Source organism: Rhodopirellula sp. UH5 (genome assembly GCF_056839225.1).
In genome coordinates, this window is record NZ_CM166390.1 from 1,305,181 (window position 1) to 1,321,365 (window position 16,185).

Annotated in this window: 27 protein-coding genes; 1 reads left to right on the forward strand and 26 read right to left on the reverse strand. The window is 55.0% G+C overall.

Annotation, left to right across the window (positions count from 1 at the left end):
* Positions 1 to 692: 692 nt before the first annotated feature.
* The 12 genes from UH5x_RS04750 to UH5x_RS04805 form a co-directional block, all read right to left on the reverse strand.
* Positions 693 to 1,067 (reverse strand): SMI1/KNR4 family protein, encoded by a 375-nt coding sequence (locus UH5x_RS04750; RefSeq protein ID WP_482634898.1) that lies wholly within the window; start codon positions 1,065 to 1,067, stop codon positions 693 to 695.
* A 290-nt stretch (positions 1,068 to 1,357) separates the two neighbouring features.
* Positions 1,358 to 1,711: a VOC family protein gene (locus UH5x_RS04755; protein WP_482634899.1), complete on the reverse strand. Its 354-nt coding sequence runs from the start codon at positions 1,709 to 1,711 to the stop codon at positions 1,358 to 1,360.
* A 215-nt stretch (positions 1,712 to 1,926) separates the two neighbouring features.
* Positions 1,927 to 2,103 carry a hypothetical protein gene (locus UH5x_RS04760; RefSeq protein WP_482634900.1) on the reverse strand — a complete coding sequence of 59 codons (177 nt, stop codon included), beginning with the start codon at positions 2,101 to 2,103 and terminating at the stop codon, positions 1,927 to 1,929.
* 344 nt (positions 2,104 to 2,447) lie between these two features.
* Positions 2,448 to 2,768: a hypothetical protein gene (locus tag UH5x_RS04765; protein ID WP_482634901.1), complete on the reverse strand. Its 321-nt coding sequence runs from the start codon at positions 2,766 to 2,768 to the stop codon at positions 2,448 to 2,450.
* A gap of 232 nt (positions 2,769 to 3,000) precedes the next feature.
* Positions 3,001 to 3,318, reverse strand: a complete 318-nt coding sequence (locus tag UH5x_RS04770) for a hypothetical protein (protein ID WP_482634902.1) — start codon at positions 3,316 to 3,318, stop codon at positions 3,001 to 3,003.
* Between the two features lie 212 nt (positions 3,319 to 3,530).
* On the reverse strand, positions 3,531 to 4,028 hold the full coding sequence (locus UH5x_RS04775) for an ankyrin repeat domain-containing protein (protein WP_482634903.1): 498 nt from the start codon (positions 4,026 to 4,028) through the stop codon (positions 3,531 to 3,533).
* A gap of 168 nt (positions 4,029 to 4,196) precedes the next feature.
* A complete protein-coding gene (locus UH5x_RS04780) occupies positions 4,197 to 4,592 on the reverse strand; it encodes a hypothetical protein (protein WP_047815743.1) in 396 nt (131 codons plus the stop codon).
* A gap of 157 nt (positions 4,593 to 4,749) precedes the next feature.
* Positions 4,750 to 5,124 carry a hypothetical protein gene (locus tag UH5x_RS04785; RefSeq protein ID WP_482634904.1) on the reverse strand — a complete coding sequence of 125 codons (375 nt, stop codon included), beginning with the start codon at positions 5,122 to 5,124 and terminating at the stop codon, positions 4,750 to 4,752.
* A 141-nt stretch (positions 5,125 to 5,265) separates the two neighbouring features.
* On the reverse strand, positions 5,266 to 5,526 hold the full coding sequence (locus UH5x_RS04790; RefSeq protein ID WP_482634905.1) for a hypothetical protein: 261 nt from the start codon (positions 5,524 to 5,526) through the stop codon (positions 5,266 to 5,268).
* Between the two features lie 330 nt (positions 5,527 to 5,856).
* Positions 5,857 to 6,327, reverse strand: a complete 471-nt coding sequence (locus tag UH5x_RS04795) for a hypothetical protein (RefSeq protein ID WP_482634906.1) — start codon at positions 6,325 to 6,327, stop codon at positions 5,857 to 5,859.
* 12 nt (positions 6,328 to 6,339) lie between these two features.
* Entirely contained in the window at positions 6,340 to 6,885 is a 546-nt protein-coding gene (locus tag UH5x_RS04800; protein ID WP_482634907.1) for a CbrC family protein, read from the reverse strand.
* Between the two features lie 166 nt (positions 6,886 to 7,051).
* Entirely contained in the window at positions 7,052 to 7,630 is a 579-nt protein-coding gene (locus UH5x_RS04805; protein WP_482634908.1) for a hypothetical protein, read from the reverse strand.
* Between the two features lie 253 nt (positions 7,631 to 7,883).
* Between UH5x_RS04805 and UH5x_RS04810 the strand changes: the two genes are divergently transcribed.
* On the forward strand, positions 7,884 to 8,348 hold the full coding sequence (locus UH5x_RS04810; protein ID WP_482634909.1) for a hypothetical protein: 465 nt from the start codon (positions 7,884 to 7,886) through the stop codon (positions 8,346 to 8,348).
* Between the two features lie 124 nt (positions 8,349 to 8,472).
* Here UH5x_RS04810 and UH5x_RS04815 read toward each other — a convergent pair whose 3' ends face one another.
* The 14 genes from UH5x_RS04815 to UH5x_RS04880 form a co-directional block, all read right to left on the reverse strand.
* Complete coding sequence (locus UH5x_RS04815) at positions 8,473 to 8,790, reverse strand: hypothetical protein (RefSeq protein ID WP_482634910.1); 318 nt, start codon at positions 8,788 to 8,790, stop codon at positions 8,473 to 8,475.
* Between the two features lie 168 nt (positions 8,791 to 8,958).
* A complete protein-coding gene (locus tag UH5x_RS04820) occupies positions 8,959 to 9,381 on the reverse strand; it encodes an SMI1/KNR4 family protein (RefSeq protein WP_482634911.1) in 423 nt (140 codons plus the stop codon).
* A gap of 179 nt (positions 9,382 to 9,560) precedes the next feature.
* Positions 9,561 to 9,908, reverse strand: coding sequence for a hypothetical protein (locus tag UH5x_RS04825; RefSeq protein ID WP_482634912.1), 348 nt, complete (start codon positions 9,906 to 9,908; stop codon positions 9,561 to 9,563).
* A gap of 611 nt (positions 9,909 to 10,519) precedes the next feature.
* On the reverse strand, positions 10,520 to 10,768 hold the full coding sequence (locus tag UH5x_RS04830; RefSeq protein WP_482634913.1) for a hypothetical protein: 249 nt from the start codon (positions 10,766 to 10,768) through the stop codon (positions 10,520 to 10,522).
* A gap of 243 nt (positions 10,769 to 11,011) precedes the next feature.
* On the reverse strand, positions 11,012 to 11,323 hold the full coding sequence (locus UH5x_RS04835) for a hypothetical protein (protein WP_482634914.1): 312 nt from the start codon (positions 11,321 to 11,323) through the stop codon (positions 11,012 to 11,014).
* A gap of 247 nt (positions 11,324 to 11,570) precedes the next feature.
* The gene (locus UH5x_RS04840; RefSeq protein ID WP_482634915.1) at positions 11,571 to 12,131 is read right to left on the reverse strand and encodes a hypothetical protein; all 561 of its coding nucleotides are present in this window, start codon (positions 12,129 to 12,131) and stop codon (positions 11,571 to 11,573) included.
* A 170-nt stretch (positions 12,132 to 12,301) separates the two neighbouring features.
* Entirely contained in the window at positions 12,302 to 12,640 is a 339-nt protein-coding gene (locus UH5x_RS04845; RefSeq protein ID WP_482634916.1) for a hypothetical protein, read from the reverse strand.
* A gap of 161 nt (positions 12,641 to 12,801) precedes the next feature.
* A complete protein-coding gene (locus UH5x_RS04850; protein ID WP_482634917.1) occupies positions 12,802 to 13,020 on the reverse strand; it encodes a hypothetical protein in 219 nt (72 codons plus the stop codon).
* Positions 13,021 to 13,258: 238 nt separating this feature from the next.
* Positions 13,259 to 13,576, reverse strand: a complete 318-nt coding sequence (locus tag UH5x_RS04855; protein WP_482634918.1) for a DUF2695 domain-containing protein — start codon at positions 13,574 to 13,576, stop codon at positions 13,259 to 13,261.
* Positions 13,577 to 13,734: 158 nt separating this feature from the next.
* Entirely contained in the window at positions 13,735 to 14,052 is a 318-nt protein-coding gene (locus tag UH5x_RS04860) for a hypothetical protein (RefSeq protein ID WP_482634919.1), read from the reverse strand.
* A gap of 154 nt (positions 14,053 to 14,206) precedes the next feature.
* A complete protein-coding gene (gene imm31 / locus UH5x_RS04865; protein WP_482634920.1) occupies positions 14,207 to 14,482 on the reverse strand; it encodes an Imm31 family immunity protein in 276 nt (91 codons plus the stop codon).
* A 166-nt stretch (positions 14,483 to 14,648) separates the two neighbouring features.
* Complete coding sequence (locus UH5x_RS04870) at positions 14,649 to 15,044, reverse strand: hypothetical protein (protein WP_047815743.1); 396 nt, start codon at positions 15,042 to 15,044, stop codon at positions 14,649 to 14,651.
* 168 nt (positions 15,045 to 15,212) lie between these two features.
* The gene (locus UH5x_RS04875) at positions 15,213 to 15,461 is read right to left on the reverse strand and encodes a hypothetical protein (RefSeq protein ID WP_482634913.1); all 249 of its coding nucleotides are present in this window, start codon (positions 15,459 to 15,461) and stop codon (positions 15,213 to 15,215) included.
* 252 nt (positions 15,462 to 15,713) lie between these two features.
* Positions 15,714 to 16,136 (reverse strand): SMI1/KNR4 family protein, encoded by a 423-nt coding sequence (locus UH5x_RS04880; protein WP_482634911.1) that lies wholly within the window; start codon positions 16,134 to 16,136, stop codon positions 15,714 to 15,716.
* Positions 16,137 to 16,185: the final 49 nt, after the last annotated feature.

Below are 16,185 nucleotides of genomic sequence, written 5' to 3' on the forward strand. Positions count from 1 at the left end.
CGTTCGGAATCAATACGCTAGGGTCACACAACGGAAGGTTTTTACGACACCGCCCAAAGCGAAGCGGTGGAGTTTGAATCACGAACAGCCGATAATACGACAGCCCCGCTTGAAGTGCAAAGGAAGGTGTGCCGAAGGCCTAGCGTAAACACCATGTTGTGTGCCTACGCGCGACGAGCGACGTTGCAAACTGGACACGCGGAATCCGGTTGCCCATTGAAGCGTTCACCGCAGTTGGCGCATTCACGCGGTCGATTCGCAAGGGAAACGAACACTGGCTTGTCATCCGTACGATCAAAAGAGGCGATTTCCGTACAAGACGGGCATGTAATCGAAGCACCATTGGTGGGCGATTCAGAAAACGTTATCCATCGGGTGGTGTATGCAGTTGGTGGGTACGGCGCGTCGCAGTGCGGACATGTCAGCGTGTGAGACGTCCAGTAAGCGTCATCGTCGCGACGCAAGCGACTCTGGGACCAGTCTCCGAGCCAGGCCCACAGAATGACAATGGCGACAGCGATCGCAAACGCGATGGCAAAGTTAGTGACCATGGCACACAACGGAAGGTTTTTACGACACCGCCCTAAACGAAGCGAGAGATGCCTGAACTGCGAAAGATTCTACCACCAGAGGGAGGCTTGAACAAACGACAGCGGTGTGCCGAAGGCCTAGCGTAAAAACCATGTTGGCCGTCATTGAATCTCAGTATCAGCGTCGTCCCAGAGAGCCTGCTCGCGGGCTAACAGTGCAAAAATATCGCCATCGGCGACCGTGTACTCGTCGCCGTCACTATAGCACCACTCGATCAGTTGGCCATCAAGAATGGCCCAGTGGACTGTCAATGACCCGCCAATTCCGTTGTCCGAAAAGATGAGAGCACGGTGCAGCCATGGTGTTGTCCATTCCGTGCGAAGAAACGACGTAAATTCTGCAGCACCTTCGCTACCGTCAAGTGGATAGAGATAACGAACGTCAGTTGGGCCGACGAAGCCATTGCACACCAGATAGATATCTCGTAGCCAGCTGGGAATCTCGACACCCAGCGATTGCTGGGCAGCGTCGATCATGGAGAGCGTCGCTGGGGGACTAAAGCGAGCGGTGGGCATAACGGCACGGATGCGATCACGGATGGTAGATTCAGGTGAACTCATCGAAAAGCTGTGACGGCCAACGGAAGGTTTTTACGACACCGCCCCAAACGAAGCGGTTGAGTTTGAATCAGGAGAGATTGTACCAACGCCATCGCCCGTTGCCAAACAAGCGAAGGTGTGCCGCAGGCCTAGCGTAAAAACCATGTTGCACGACCGGTGAATCGCCAGAAAAGTCTCCATTTGTTGACGGCTGCAAGGTCAGCGCATCAGGCACGGTAGAGTTCGACAGTGCGACCATCGGGATCGGCGACTAATGCCATGTAGCCCCACGGCGTGTCACGACCGGGTTTGATGACGCGACCACCGAGTGACGCCGCAGATTCGACGGCAGCATCAGGGGCAACGATCGCAAAACCGAGCCGAGTAGTCGAATCGACCGCTTGATCGTCAGGTAGCGGATAGATTTCGATGATGCCATCGCCAAGCGGGGCCGAGTGATGCAGCGGCCCCTTGCCGTGTTGCTCTTCGGTGAAGGTCAGACCCAGCGAACCGTAGAAGGCGCAAACGGCGGGAACGTCGTGAGTCTTGAGGACGAGCAATCGCAGGGAAACGTCAGTCACGGGAGTCCTTGCGGTTAGGTCGTGCAACGGAAGGTTTTTACGACACCGCCGATACCGAAGCGGTGGAGTTTGAAGCACGAGATAGTGTACCAATGCCAGCGCCCGTTGCCTACCAACGAAGGTGTGCCGAAGGCCTAGCGTAAAAACCATGTTGCACGACCGGTGAATAACCAGAAAGGTCTCCACCCGTTGACGGCTGCAAGGTCAGCGCCCCGCTACGGATCAGCCCGGCCATCAACGAGGAAGTGACCGAATCCGGCCGCCGCGACATGATCCCGGTTCGGCAGGTAGGCATCAACGACGTCATCGGCCAAGTGACTGAAGTCGTCAAAGGCGACCGCGCATTCGGGGCACACCAACCGTGCGCTGGGATCAGAGATGAATGAAGACACGGTTTGCGATAGGTCGTGAAGATTGACGAACCACGTCGAGCATTCGTAGCACTCCAGCCAGATGTGAGCGCAGTGGCGACACCGGAGCAGCACGAAGTCCTCATCGCCGCAGCAGGACACGCAAGTGTGGTCTACGTCGCGATCAGTTAGTAGTGCGAAGTCACGGGGTTGGATGTGACTCATGGGAAGACTGAGGTCGTGCAACGGAAGGTTTTTACGACACCGCCCTAAACGAAGTGAACGATGTTTGAACTACGGAAATTGTACCAAGGCCAACCCGCGTCGCCAAACAAGGAAGGTGTGCCGAAGGCCTAGCGTAAAAACCATGTTGTCGGGCACGGGCACTACGTTTCGAGCGGGACACCCAGTTCGGCAGACATCGCCCGCCATTGATCGAGCGTGAAAGCAAGAGCCTCGTCGTCCGAGGAGTCGGGATTGTCGTGCTTGTATCGTGAGAACAACCCAGATGGAGCCTTGTGGCGTACCAAAGTCTCATGTCGCAATTCGCGAAACTGCGTTTCGGATTCGTGGACAATCGCCCAAGCCCAATGGAAGTTCCAGAGCGTCGATTCAATCGTATCAGCGCGGGCATACATCGACGGGCGAGCGTAAACATGACGGATGACGTCAGCCAGTTCGTCGGCAATTTGCTCGGGGGTTCGCATCTAGTGCCCGACAACGGGAGGTTTTTACGACACCCGTCCACAACGAAGCGAACGATTCAAGTGCCACCAAACATCGTACCAAAAGATCGCCCGTCAAACAAAGAGCGAGGGTGTCCGCGGGTTGGCACCAGTGGGCTCGTCGCCGAAGCGATTGACGCAAATCACCAGAAATGCCTCCACAGACGACAGCCGCGGCCTTGCGTAAACACCATGTTGTCGGACAAGACGCTACCTAATCGTATTCCTCGCAAGCAAGTCGATAGCCCAACAATTCCGCGAGCTTGTGCGCCAACGGAAGGCAGCAATTCTTGACATCCTTGGGGTAAGGATAGACCTGTATGCCTTGATTCTCCCAGACATCAAATTCGAGATATTCCATGGCATCCGGTTCAGCAATTCGGCAGCGAACAGGTTTGCCTTCGCGGTAGATGCGGCAGATTTCTTCGGGTGCGTTCAAGCCTTCAAGTGCTGCAAGCCGTTTCTTTGCGTCGGACTGCGCCTCTTCAGCGCTGATCTCGTGTCGCGGAAACGTGTCGGCGACCCGAGTCACGACGTCGTCGATCGACAGGCAGTCAGCGTCATCGGCGGGGGGAGATGTCGTAGAAGTAGTAGGTAGCCACTGGTTTCTGTCCGACAACGGAAGGTTTTTACGACACCGCCCCGAACGAAGCGGTGGAGTTTGAATCGCGAGTGATTTTACCAATACCAGCGCCCGTTGCCAAACAAGCGAAGGTGTGCCGAAGGCCTAGCGTAAAAACCATGTTAGGCGGCGGGCCCCTCGTTAGACTCAAGCATTTGAACGACCGTCGCATAGGCCGCACGGGCATCATCGGGCATTCCACCAACGAAATTATGTTCGGCACCGCCCATACGCGCCCAACCGAGAGCATCAAGCTTGCCGTCACCATCAAGGATGGAGACATCAGCTCCACGGTCGAGCAGAAATCGAACGCCTTCGACGAAGCCAACCCCAGCAGCGGCCATAAGCGGAGTTTCGCCGGAGTGCCCACCTCGCCCGTTGAGCGGAGTTCCATGGTCGAGAAGCAAGGTTGAGATCGAGATATTGTGCGATTCCAATGCAGCTATGAGTGGTTCGACAGATTGTGCAGCCGCCGGGGCTTCGGCGATGAGCTCGCGAACAAGATCGAGGTGGTCGTACTCTGCAGCGTGGCAGAGGGCCATAACCATCGCCTCGCTGCGGGGTTGATAGCCACCATTGGCGAGAAGTTCGCGGATATTGTCAGCCGACACACGTGGCATATGATTAGATTCGTCCGCCTAACGGAAGGTTTTTACGACACCGCCGTTGCGATGCCATTCAAGTTTGAACAACCAGCGATTCTACCAACAGTGGGAGGCTTGAACAAACGACAGCGGTGTGCCGAAGGCCTAGCGTAAAAACCATGTTGTGCGGCAGATGAAGCGGGTTCACGCGTTGATTTCAGCGAGGATTTCCCGAAGTCCGGCATGGGCAGAAGTAGGGATCAGATCAAAGATGCGATCAGAGTTCAGCGCATCCTGAATCGCAGCATCAAAGTCAGATTTGTATTCGGCGGACTTCTGAGCTGCCATCCGAGTCGCTGTCGTGACGTATTGGTCGGATTTGCCAGCGATTGAATCGGTGAATTCAGGGGATGCGACGTAATCGTAGTCGGTGCGGATTGCGGCGATCATGTCGCGAGCGTCCAACCAGAAAGCGCGGGAATCGGCCGAGCAAGGGAAGCAGGCAGGATCGTCGATCAGGTCGCCGTCGTTGCAACAGACGAGCGCGGTCATCACACCGTAGAGGCGTTGAGCGTCGAATTCAGACGGGTCACCACTCATTAGGCTCTGCCGCACAACGGAAGGTTTTTACGACACCGCCCTGAACGAAGCGAACAATGTCTGAACTACGAGAAATTGTACCAAAGCCAGCCCGCGTTGACAAAGTTGGAAGGTGTGCCGAAGGCCTAGCGTAAAAACCATGTTGTCCGCCTCTGCGTTACGAGAACACTTTGACTAAAAGAAGCGACAACGGCGTTAGTATGATCGCAGCGAGCGTCACCAACATTGAGGTGTCAAAAACACGGGTTCGCGCTCGTTCGTCAATGTCGGGCAAGCAGGCGGAAGCAATCCGTTCAGTAATGGTTGCCACGATCATTGGAAGCGACAGGTAGAACACGGCGAACAAAAGGCTGGCGGGAAACACCCACACAGCATGCCAGCCCGAGTATCCATTGGCGACCATTTGCGAACGAATTGCGAACGTCATGCCGATCGCGACGCCAAGAGCCGCGAGTACAAAGAAGAATTCAAGCTCTTTGCCGAAACCTCCTCGCTGCGACGCTCGAACCATGGGAAGACCTGAGGCGGACAACGGAAGGTTTTTACGACACCGCCCTGAACGAAGCGAACGATGCCTGAACTACGGAAATTGTACCAACGCCATGGCCCGTTGCCAAAGAGCCAAGGTGTGCCGAAGGCCTCAGCGTAAAAACCCTGTTATGTGACCGGGGAGCTACCAGACGACGATGCCACCGTCATCCGCCAGACCGCACGGCCACGATCCACCGTTGTAAAGGCGGACAATCTCGCACCACCGATTCGGATTGCCAGTTGTGATCTCGCGGGCAGCCATGCGAACCGCAAAGTGCACTGCCCCTGCGGCGGCAGTGGTGTAGTTGTGCGCACCGTCAACCAGTTCGGGAACCGCGTCGGGCACAGAACGCAACGAAACCATTGCACGTTTAACGGCGGCGAGTTCGATAGCGGTATCCACGGGGTCGAGCGGAGGATTGTGGAGCGGGTCAGGTTGGTCGCGCGACGTGGGCAGCCAGTCCCACGCGTCACCGGAATTAGCGAGCGAACAACCGTCCGGCGCGACACGAAGACTTGTGAACCAAGAGGCAGCGTCGATCAAGCTATGGAGGTCGTCGATCGTCAATGCAAATCCGGCAGGTCACATAACGGAAGGTTTTTACGACACCGCCCTGAACGAAACGAGCGACATCTGAACTACGAGAGATTCTACCAAAGCCAACGCCCGTTGCCAGAGAGCGAAGGTGTGCCGAAGGCCTAACGTAAAAACCCTGTTGTGCGACCGGAAACCCTACGTTTCGTTCTCCGAATCGTATAGAGAGAAATTCAGGCCGTCCCGATCTCCGGTCTCGATTGGAGTGCCAAGCGAGTGTGACGCTTCGGTCGAGAGGATGTCAGAGACGGTGCGGCCATTGAACCGATTGTGGACTCCGATTTTACCCTCAGCCTGAAGTACGCCGAGCTTAATGCTGTTGAACTGCCTTCGGGTTTCAGCGTCGAGTAACGGCATCAGCGCATTTACGACGCCGACAATGTTAGACGGATCGTTGCAGACAACGGTCAATGTGTTTGGGGTCTCTGCCATCGGAGCAAATAAACGGTAGGTCGCACAACGGAAGGTTTTTACGACACCGCCCTGAACGAAGCGAACGATGTATGAACTACCGGAAATTGTACCAAGGCCAGCCAGCGTTGACAAAGTTGGAAGGTGTGCCGAAGGCCCCAGCGTAAAAACCATGTTGTGCGGCGTATGAATCGCCAAGAAAAGCATCAATTAGTTTGCGTCCAAGATCGTGAGCAAGCGATCGGCGCGGCGAAACAAATAGATACTGATATCGTACTGGCCGTCTTTGAGGTTGGAGACCGGATGGTCTGGAAGCATGTCCCATTGCCATTCAGGATCAGGTTCGGCGATATCATCGGGCAGAATGGTGTCCGCGAAATGCGATTGGTCGGTGAAGTCGGTTTTGGACGCAATTTTCAGGAACGTGGCGAAATCACCATCGACAAACGGCCAATCAGTATCCTGCCAAGTGGGGAGGCTCGGCGTGCAGTAAATGATTTGGTTGGTTAGCGGGTCGGCAGCATCAGCACCAATCGCATTGTTGGCCTGCGTAATGTTGACGTTGTTCGTAGAAATGTCGCGTTCAATAAGAGCGCCGCGTTCAACGCAGCCGAAGCATGCAGCTGCGATTTGTTCGGCGCCGTAGAAATGGTCACCATCAAGACGGTGTACGGTAGAGCCGCAAAACTCGCAGGGCGTTGCATCATCGCGAAGGTACGCGAAGTTGAGTGGGTCGGCGAAGTATTGAAATGCCATTGGTCTCCGCCGCACAACGGAAGGTTTTTACGACACCGCCCTGAACGAAGCGAACGATGCCTGAACTACGAGAAAATGTACCAAAGCCATGGCCCGTTGCCAAAGAGCCAAGGTGTGCCGAAGGCCTCAGCGTAAAAACCATGTTGTCGTCCCCGGTGAAGCGGAGCTAAGGCTTGAACCGACCGAACATGTCGAAATCATGTGCCGTTGCCAGTATCGGAATCGAGGCCGCAAGGGAACCGGAAGACAGTGCAGATTGAACCAACTGCAAGAATCGCACCATCACCAACAACACCGCAATTTCCTTTGCGGTCTCGTGTGTCTTTCTCTCCCAGACCTTGTTTTCCATGTACCATCGGAAATCGTCCTGCGTTTGTTCTAGTCCAATCAGCGTGAACGTCTCCCAGTCAGGGGAGTTCCAATCGCAGAGCCAGTCAACGTCGTCGGGGTCGCCCGAGAAATCGGCGTAGCCGAATGAGTCGAAGTACCAACGATCGTAATTGATGTCGAAACCGTTCATCTCAAGGTAGGCCGCACGCAGTTCAAACTGCGAGGAGCAAGCAGTGAGAAAAGCGTTGATATGCTTGTGAACGCTTGTGGCGGGATTCGTGAACGTCGTGTCGGCGAGAGATGTAAAACGATCGGAACCCTCGGAACGCAGCAGCGATTCAAGGTGCGATGCCGCACCGGAGATCTCGTTGGACCGCAGGTATGTGTCAACGGATTGCCAGAGGTCAACATTCATAGGCTAGGGGCCGACAACGGGAGGTTTTTACGACACCGCCCCAAACGAAGCGGTAGAGTTTGAATCACGTTTGATTGTACCAATGCCAACGCCCGTTGCCAAACAAGCGTAGGTGTGCCGAAGGCCTAGCGTAAAAACCATGTTGTCCGTCTCTACGCTACGAGGAAGCGTCGCGACACCGAAACGCTTCAAGTGCAGAGCGGAAGGCGCTGCGGCCAGCTTGGCGGTAGACGCGAGGGTCGGAATCGACGGGATGGTAAACGAAACGATCGAGTACGATTTCACATTCGCCGGGTTCAAGGTCGTGTTCGGCCATCATGGAGCGCACGCCGTCAACGGCAGCATCAACATACGTGGACATCTCGTCAGCGCATTCGTGTGGCTCACCGGACTGCCAATCTGTGACGTCGATGCGCAGTTCACCGTCCGCGTCCGCGAGGTGGCGGATTGTCACAGTCAAACCACCGAGCCTTTCGGAGCCAGCGACCTGACGAATGAGGTAGCTGGAGCCCATGGAACGCCACGGAATTGCGGGCAGATATTTTGGTTGATCCGAAGGCATTGGTCTGAGACGGACAACGGAAGGTTTTTACGACACCGCTTCTCTCCGAAGACAAAAAGTGTCGCAACACAAATCAGTTTACCAAAAAGAAACCACGTTGCCAAAGAGGCGGTGTCCACGGCATTGCAAACCAAATCGCTTCAACGAAGCGATTGATGTTGCAAACCAAACGGTGCTCCAACGACGAAGCCGTGGCTTTGCGTAAAAACCATGTTGCACGACGCTGAATCACGGGAAAAGTCTCCATCAGGAGAAAGCGGCAAGCCGTCCGCGCAATGAATCACGAAGAAACTGGGATGTGCCAAGAGAGATTGAGGTTTTTGATCGTGATGCCGTCAGGTTTGGCAGCAACGGACAATTTCGCAATCGACAGTTGCCGCGTCGGAACCAGACAAGGCCCTGGCGCGCCATCGAGATAGCCCTGCGTGACAGAGTCGCGTTGAAGTCCGAGGTGATTGACGGTATCGCAGGTTGGGCATCTGTACGCGACCCACATCTGTTGCGGCCACGATTTGAATGCGATGTCGAACGCGTCGGACAGCAGCGTGTTGCCCATGCAATCAGTGCAATCGAGGTACTGATTCAGGACTGAATTCATGAAAGCCTGCGTCGTGCAACGGAAGGTTTTTACGACACCGCCCTGAACGAAGCGAGCGACGTCTGAACTGCGAGATATTGTACCCATGCCATCGCCCGTTGCCAAACAAGCGAAGGTGTGCCGCAGGCCTAGCGTAAAAACCATGTTGTACGCCGTCGCGCTGCCAAATCAGTCTCCATCGAGTAGCCCCGGACAATCGCCATCCTTGATACCACCGAGTTGGCGGCATTTTGCAGTGTGCCATTCGCCAAATGATGAAAACGTGAAGCCGTCATCCTGCGCGAGATTGTCAGCGACGGTGTTGTCGGGATCAATGTAGACAATGATGTATGGGGAACAGCGCGTATCATAGGCGAAGTAGTCCCCGCAGCTGTTGGACGCAAATGCGATCAAAAAGTCGGGCCATGGGTCGGGACGATCAGGCGAGCGTAGGTCAATGTTGGTGTCGAGAAACCGGAGGAGCTTGTGCGGCGAATCGACAACGAGAAAGTCGCACGCGTTGTGGATTGGGTCGGACGGATTCAGAAGTGCCGCACGATGAGCGTCCGGCAGCCGGAAAGACAGAGCGGTTTCGATCTGGGCGATGCTCATTGATCTGAGGCGTACAACGGGAGGTTTTTACGACACCGCCCTGAACGAAGCGAGCGACGCCTGAACTACGAGAGATTGTACCAATGCGAGCCCGCGTTGCAAAACATGGAAGGTGTGCCGAAGGCCCTTGCGTAAAACCCATGTTGCACGACCCGGCACGACCCGTGAACGGTTTCGGTTTAAGGCAAAACGCCAGAATCCAAGATGAAGGTCATGCCAACGATGGCGGCAAAAGCAAGGATAACGTATACAGCGATCGCTGACGGAGTTGCACCGGGGTCGCGGCCATTCCGAAAGCGTTGTGGAACGTATTGGGTCAGATAGATCAGCCCGTTCACGAGCACAATTGCAGCAACGGCGTATCCCTGCCAACGTCCGCCGTCGCCGGGGGCAAACAACATCGCGAGAACAATTTCGACGAACGTTACGGTGACCAGAGCCCGACCAAGGTGGTGTGGTTTGTCCGATGGTTGCGTCCCTTCTGGCGGGGGTGATTCAGATGTTGGCGATTCGTATGGATTCGACATTCATCTAGGGTCGTGCAACGGAAGGTTTTTACGACACCGCCCTGAACGAAGCGAACGATGTATGGACTATGGAAGATTCTACCACCAGAGGGCGGCTTGGACAAACGACAGCGGTGTGCCGAAGGCCTAGCGTAAAAACCATGTTGTACGCCGTTACCGCGTGAACGCAGTTGGAATCTCAGAGTGTGTGCCGCGGAGAATGCGGATATCACGAATAAGCGATTGAAACCCTCGCAGCATGCCATCGGTCCATGGGACGCAATCTGACAGGCTTCGATTCGCGACACCACAAGTAGCGATAGCGGCATCCACGTCTTGCGATTCGATCTGCGAGGCACAGTCGCGGAGGTCAGCAAGCCAGCGCTCGGTGACTGGATCACCGAAAGTCTGTGAGTCACAGAATCCCAGTATTGCTTCGGATAGCTTTTGTGATGCAGCAGTGTCCACGGGAGGCGTACAACGGAAGGTTTTTACGACACCGCCCAAAACGAAGCGAGCGATGTTTGAACTACGAAAGATTGTACCAACGCCAGCCCGCGTGACCAACCAAGGAAGGTGTGCCGAAGGCCTAGCGTAAAAACCATGTTGTACGCCGTCGAAGTGCCAACCCGCTATGCGTCAAGAGAGGCGTAACGAATGACGTCCGCGCCCAGCGAATCGCGAAGATTGGCAGCCAAACCATCAGGTTCGGAATCAAATTCAGCGACAATCTGGAAGTTGACGCCGGTTGGACATTCCGGCATCCAAGTCTCAATCGTATGCGAGTCAGACGCTCGCGTCACATTGAGGGCGATCGACTTCGATTGTGAACTGGCGTACCGCCAAGAGTCGTGACAATCGAAGTGAAAGTTCGGAAGCAAGAGTCGGGATTGCAGGGCGTTACAGACAGATTCGAGCGATGCACTAGAGTTTGCAGCGAAGTACGTTGTGATGCGCGGCATATGAACAGACTGAGGCGTACAACGGAGGGTTTTTACGACACCGCCGTTGCGATGCCATTCAAGTTTGAACAACGATAGATTCTACCACCAAAGGGAGGCCTGAACAAACGACAGCGGTGTGCCGAAGGCCTAGCGTAAAAACCATGTTGTACGACCGGACCATTAGCGAAGAACCATGGAGTCGGGACCACGAACAACGGACCACGAATCAACGCCGAGGTGCTTGCCCAACAGAGATTCGACAACAGACTGGTTCAGCGTTGTGTTGCGAGGGAACGCAACATGCAGTCCTGTGACACCGCTGGCCCATGTAGAATCGCTGATCGTGGGTTCATCGACATCGCGACGAGTGAATACGAACACTTGCCAGTCTCCACCTACGAGACGGTATGTGCCCTCGACGAACGCCATTTCGTCGTCCATCACAAGGTCGTAACTGATTTCGTTTACTGTCAATTCGGTGTGCAGCGACAAAACGCTAGGTCGTACAACGGAAGGTTTTTACGACACCGCTTCTCTCCGAAGTCAAAAAGCGTCGCAACACAAATCAGTTTACCAAAAAGAATCCACGTTGCCAAAGAGGCGGTGTCCGCGGCGTTGCAAACCAGAACGCGTCACCGAAGCGAATGACATGGCAAACCAACCAATGCTCCAACGACGAAGCCGCGGCTTTGCGTAAAAACCATGTTGTGCGAACGAAGCGTTGCGAGTTCGGTTTCCATCATGTAACCGCTGCAAGTCCCGCATCAACCGCGTTGATACGAGACTGCCAGTGCTGTGCGGCGTCGTGTTTCTGATCGGTGTCCATGTCAGATGATTTCTGGGTTTGTGAAAGTTGAGCCAAGTATTCCCTTTTGCGATCAGCCAGATAGGTCGCGTAGTCAGAGGACGAAACGGGAATCCACCCGGGGCCATCGCAACCGCAAGTGTGAAACGTATGGCCGACGCGATACATGCCGTGAAGATTGCGCCACGCTTTAGTGTCGGATTGGCGAGGCGTTTTGAAGTCGAGCCCCATGTCGATCATGGGTTCAGAGCATTCGGGGCACTTGTGCGTAGTGTCGCGGAATCGTGATTCGATGTCAGCCAGCGTCAGTTTGAGTTCACGTTCACGGCGTTCGAGGCTTTTGGCGTGATGACGGATTCGTGACAGTTCAGCGTATGCGTAACCAAGACCCTGAACCGCGAGATAGTCAACGATCGGCGGTTGCTTGAAGCCCTTGCGGCACGAGAAACATGCGAAGTGGCGTTTGTATGGGCCATGCATGGCGTAGCGGCACATGATAGTCTCGTTCGCAGATAACGGAAGGTTTTTACGACACCCGCCAACAACGAAGCGGACGATGCCTGAACTACGAGAGATTCTACCACCAGAGGGAAGCTTGAACAAACGACAGCGGTGTGCCGAAGGCCTAGCCTAAAAACCATGTTGTGCGACCGCCGAGCCATGGTTTACGACGGGCTGTGTATCGCGCCAGACCAGTAGCGAAAGTCGATACGCTCGTTCGGGTTGCAGTACTTGAGATCGCCGATGGGATCATCTGAAATCCAAATGTCGCGAAGTTCATCATCAATGTACTGCATTGCGATCACGGCACGATCATTCAGTACGTTGTCAACGTAGGATCGTACGGCCTCCGGTTCGGGAAGATTGAGAATTGAGGCCAGCATGTCAGCGTGTGTGTGCCAACCGAATTCGCGAAACCCAATGGCCACGTCACCATCAGCAAGAGAGTCGACGGCGAAGTGCAATGTTCCATCAGGACTGCGGTGTTCTTCGGCTGGAACCATGATTGGTCGAGGTCGCACAACGGAAGGTTTTTACGACACCGTCCTGAACGAAGCGAACAATGTCTGAATTACGAGAGATTGTACCAAGGCGAGTCCGCGTGACCAACCAAGGAAGGTGTGCCGAAGGCCTAGCGTAAAAAACATGTTGCACGACCGTCTGCTCAAACCAACAGGTCGAATAAGATGAGGATGGTGCCCGCAACCACAACAGTCACAAGTGGCACGAACGAATCCAGCATGTGATCCAACGTGTCGAGCGGAACTAGCGGTGTAAACCGTGCCAGCGACACAAAGAGGCGTGAAATCAGGAACCAACCAACCACGGCAGCTGGTAGCGGCAGTGCCAGTTGAGGCCACCCCAGATCGAGGCCGCGAAACACCGTGGCGGTTCCGACCAAGATCGCCCAACTGGCGATGAAAAGCGAAGCTATGTAAAGGAGGTGTGTAAGCGAACGCAAATCGGGTAGGTCGTGCAACGGAAGGTTTTTACGACACCGCCCCAATCGAAGCGAACGACGTCTGAACTACGAGGAATTGTACCACCGCCAGCGAGCGTTGCCAAACAAACGAAGGTGTGCCGAAGGCCTAGCGTAAAAACCATGTTGTGCGAACCGGAACCTACGTTGTCGTGTTGTATTGTTTGCAGGCTTCCCACGCCTCCTCTGAGTTGGCAAGCACCTCGCAATCGCAGTAGCCGCCATTCTCGGCAAGCCATTCCAAGGTTTCAGTTTCGGGTAACCCTGCAGAGCGGACATGTGCGATCGTAAGACGTCGAGTGTGGTCGCAACCGTCAATGGGGAGGCGTTCGTCGAGCATGTCGAACAACGCCTTGAATTGCGTGTTCGAGAGCGGAAGTGCCTCGGCAGCGTCTTCCATCGCTTTCAGCTTGGCCTCACGAAGAAGCTTCTTTCGTTGCTGCTTGTCTAAACGTGCCATAAGAGAAAGCTAGGTTCGCACAACGGAAGGTTTTTACGACACCGCCCTAAACGAAGCGAGCGATGCTTGAACTACGAAAATTGTACCAAGGCCAGCTCGCGTTGACAAAGCTAGAAGGTGTGCCGAAGGCCTAGCGTAAAAACCATGTTGCACGACCGTCAGGCTGGCAGTTCAGTGGTCAGGCTAAAGGCACTGCCGTTTGTGTTCGGCTGCCAGCCATCCGCTAACGCAATGCGGATGCAATGTGCGACCAATGCGGGAGTGATCGCGTTTGCATTCTCGGCGATCCAGTTGTCGGGTCGCAAAGCGTCAACCGTGACATGAAGAACCGTTCGAGGATCGTGCGCAGTTTGCACCGCGAAGGTCATCCACGATTCGAGCGCACCTTGGCAATACGTTGGGCGGGAGCGAACACGCCAGCGGTATTCGACACCATCAACGGTGATTGCGGACGAGCCTTTGTGTGGGAATGCCATTCGGTAGGTCGTGCAACGGAAGGTTTTTACGACACCGCCCTGAACGAAGCGGGCGATGCTTGAACTACGAGAGATTGTACCAAGGCCAGCCCGCGTGGCCAAACGCGGAAGGTGTGCCGCAGGCCTAGCGTAAAAACCATGTTGTACGCCGCGACTAACCAGTGATCTCTCCATCACGAGAGACGCGAATTGAGTCCCCAGAATAGAAGTCGGATCGCTGCGCATGTTCGCCGGTTGAAGTCAGATCAGATTCGGCAACACTGTAAGTTGTCGGGCGGTCGTAGACATGAATCGCGTATCCCCACGATCCATCGTCGTTTTGAGCGCGGCCAAGCACCGCGGAGAGCATGCCGTGAATGTCCGCGAGATCAGGGTTGGCAGATGTTACGCGAACCTTTTCGTAGAAGTCGAATCGTGGTTCGTCGCTCATCGGAAACCTGAGGCGTACAACGGAAGGTTTTTACGACACCGCCGTTGCGATGCCATTCAAGTTTGAACAACCAGCGATTCTACCAACAGTGGGAGGCTTGAACAAACGACAGCGGTGTGCCGAAGGCCTAGCGTAAAAACCATGTTGTGCGGCAGATGAAGCGGGTTCACGCGTTGATTTCAGCGAGGATTTCCCGAAGTCCGGCATGGGCAGAAGTAGGGATCAGATCAAAGATGCGATCAGAGTTCAGCGCATCCTGAATCGCAGCATCAAAGTCAGATTTGTATTCGGCGGACTTCTGAGCTGCCATCCGAGTCGCTGTCGTGACGTATTGGTCGGATTTGCCAGCGATTGAATCGGTGAATTCAGGGGATGCGACGTAATCGTAGTCGGTGCGGATTGCGGCGATCATGTCGCGAGCGTCCAACCAGAAAGCGCGGGAATCGGCCGAGCAAGGGAAGCAGGCAGGATCGTCGATCAGGTCGCCGTCGTTGCAACAGACGAGCGCGGTCATCACACCGTAGAGGCGTTGAGCGTCGAATTCAGACGGGTCACCACTCATTAGGCTCTGCCGCACAACGGAAGGTTTTTACGACACCGCCCAAAACGAAGCGAGCGATGTTTGAACTACGAAAGATTGTACCAACGCCAGCCCGCGTGACCAACCAAGGAAGGTGTGCCGAAGGCCTAGCGTAAAAACCATGTTGTACGCCGTCGAAGTGCCAACCCGCTATGCGTCAAGAGAGGCGTAACGAATGACGTCCGCGCCCAGCGAATCGCGAAGATTGGCAGCCAAACCATCAGGTTCGGAATCAAATTCAGCGACAATCTGGAAGTTGACGCCGGTTGGGCATTCCGGCATCCAAGTCTCAATCGTATGCGAGTCAGACGCTCGCGTCACATTGAGGGCGATCGACTTCGATTGTGAACTGGCGTACCGCCAAGAGTCGTGACAATCGAAGTGAAAGTTCGGAAGCAAGAGTCGGGATTGCAGGGCGTTACAGACAGATTCGAGCGATGCACCAGAGTTTGCAGCGAAGTACGTTGTGATGCGCGGCATATGAACAGACTGAGGCGTACAACGGAAGGTTTTTACGACACCGCCCTGAACGAAGCGAGCGACGTCTGAACTGCGAGATATTGTACCCATGCCATCGCCCGTTGCCAAACAAGCGAAGGTGTGCCGCAGGCCTAGCGTAAAAACCATGTTGTACGCCGTCGCGCTGCCAAATCAGTCTCCATCGAGTAGCCCCGGACAATCGCCATCCTTGATACCACCGAGTTGGCGGCATTTTGCAGTGTGCCATTCGCCAAATGATGAAAACGTGAAGCCGTCATCCTGCGCGAGATTGTCAGCGACGGTGTTGTCGGGATCAATGTAGACAATGATGTATGGGGAACAGCGCGTATCATAGGCGAAGTAGTCCCCGCAGCTGTTGGACGCAAATGCGATCAAAAAGTCGGGCCATGGGTCGGGACGATCAGGCGAGCGTAGGTCAATGTTGGTGTCGAGAAACCGGAGGAGCTTGTGCGGCGAATCGACAACGAGAAAGTCGCACGCGTTGTGGATTGGGTCGGACGGATTCAGAAGTGCCGCACGATGAGCGTCCGGCAGCCGGAAAGACAGAGCGGTTTCGATCTGGGCGATGCTCATTGATCTGAGGCGTACAACGGAAGGTTTTTACGACACCGCCCTGAACGAA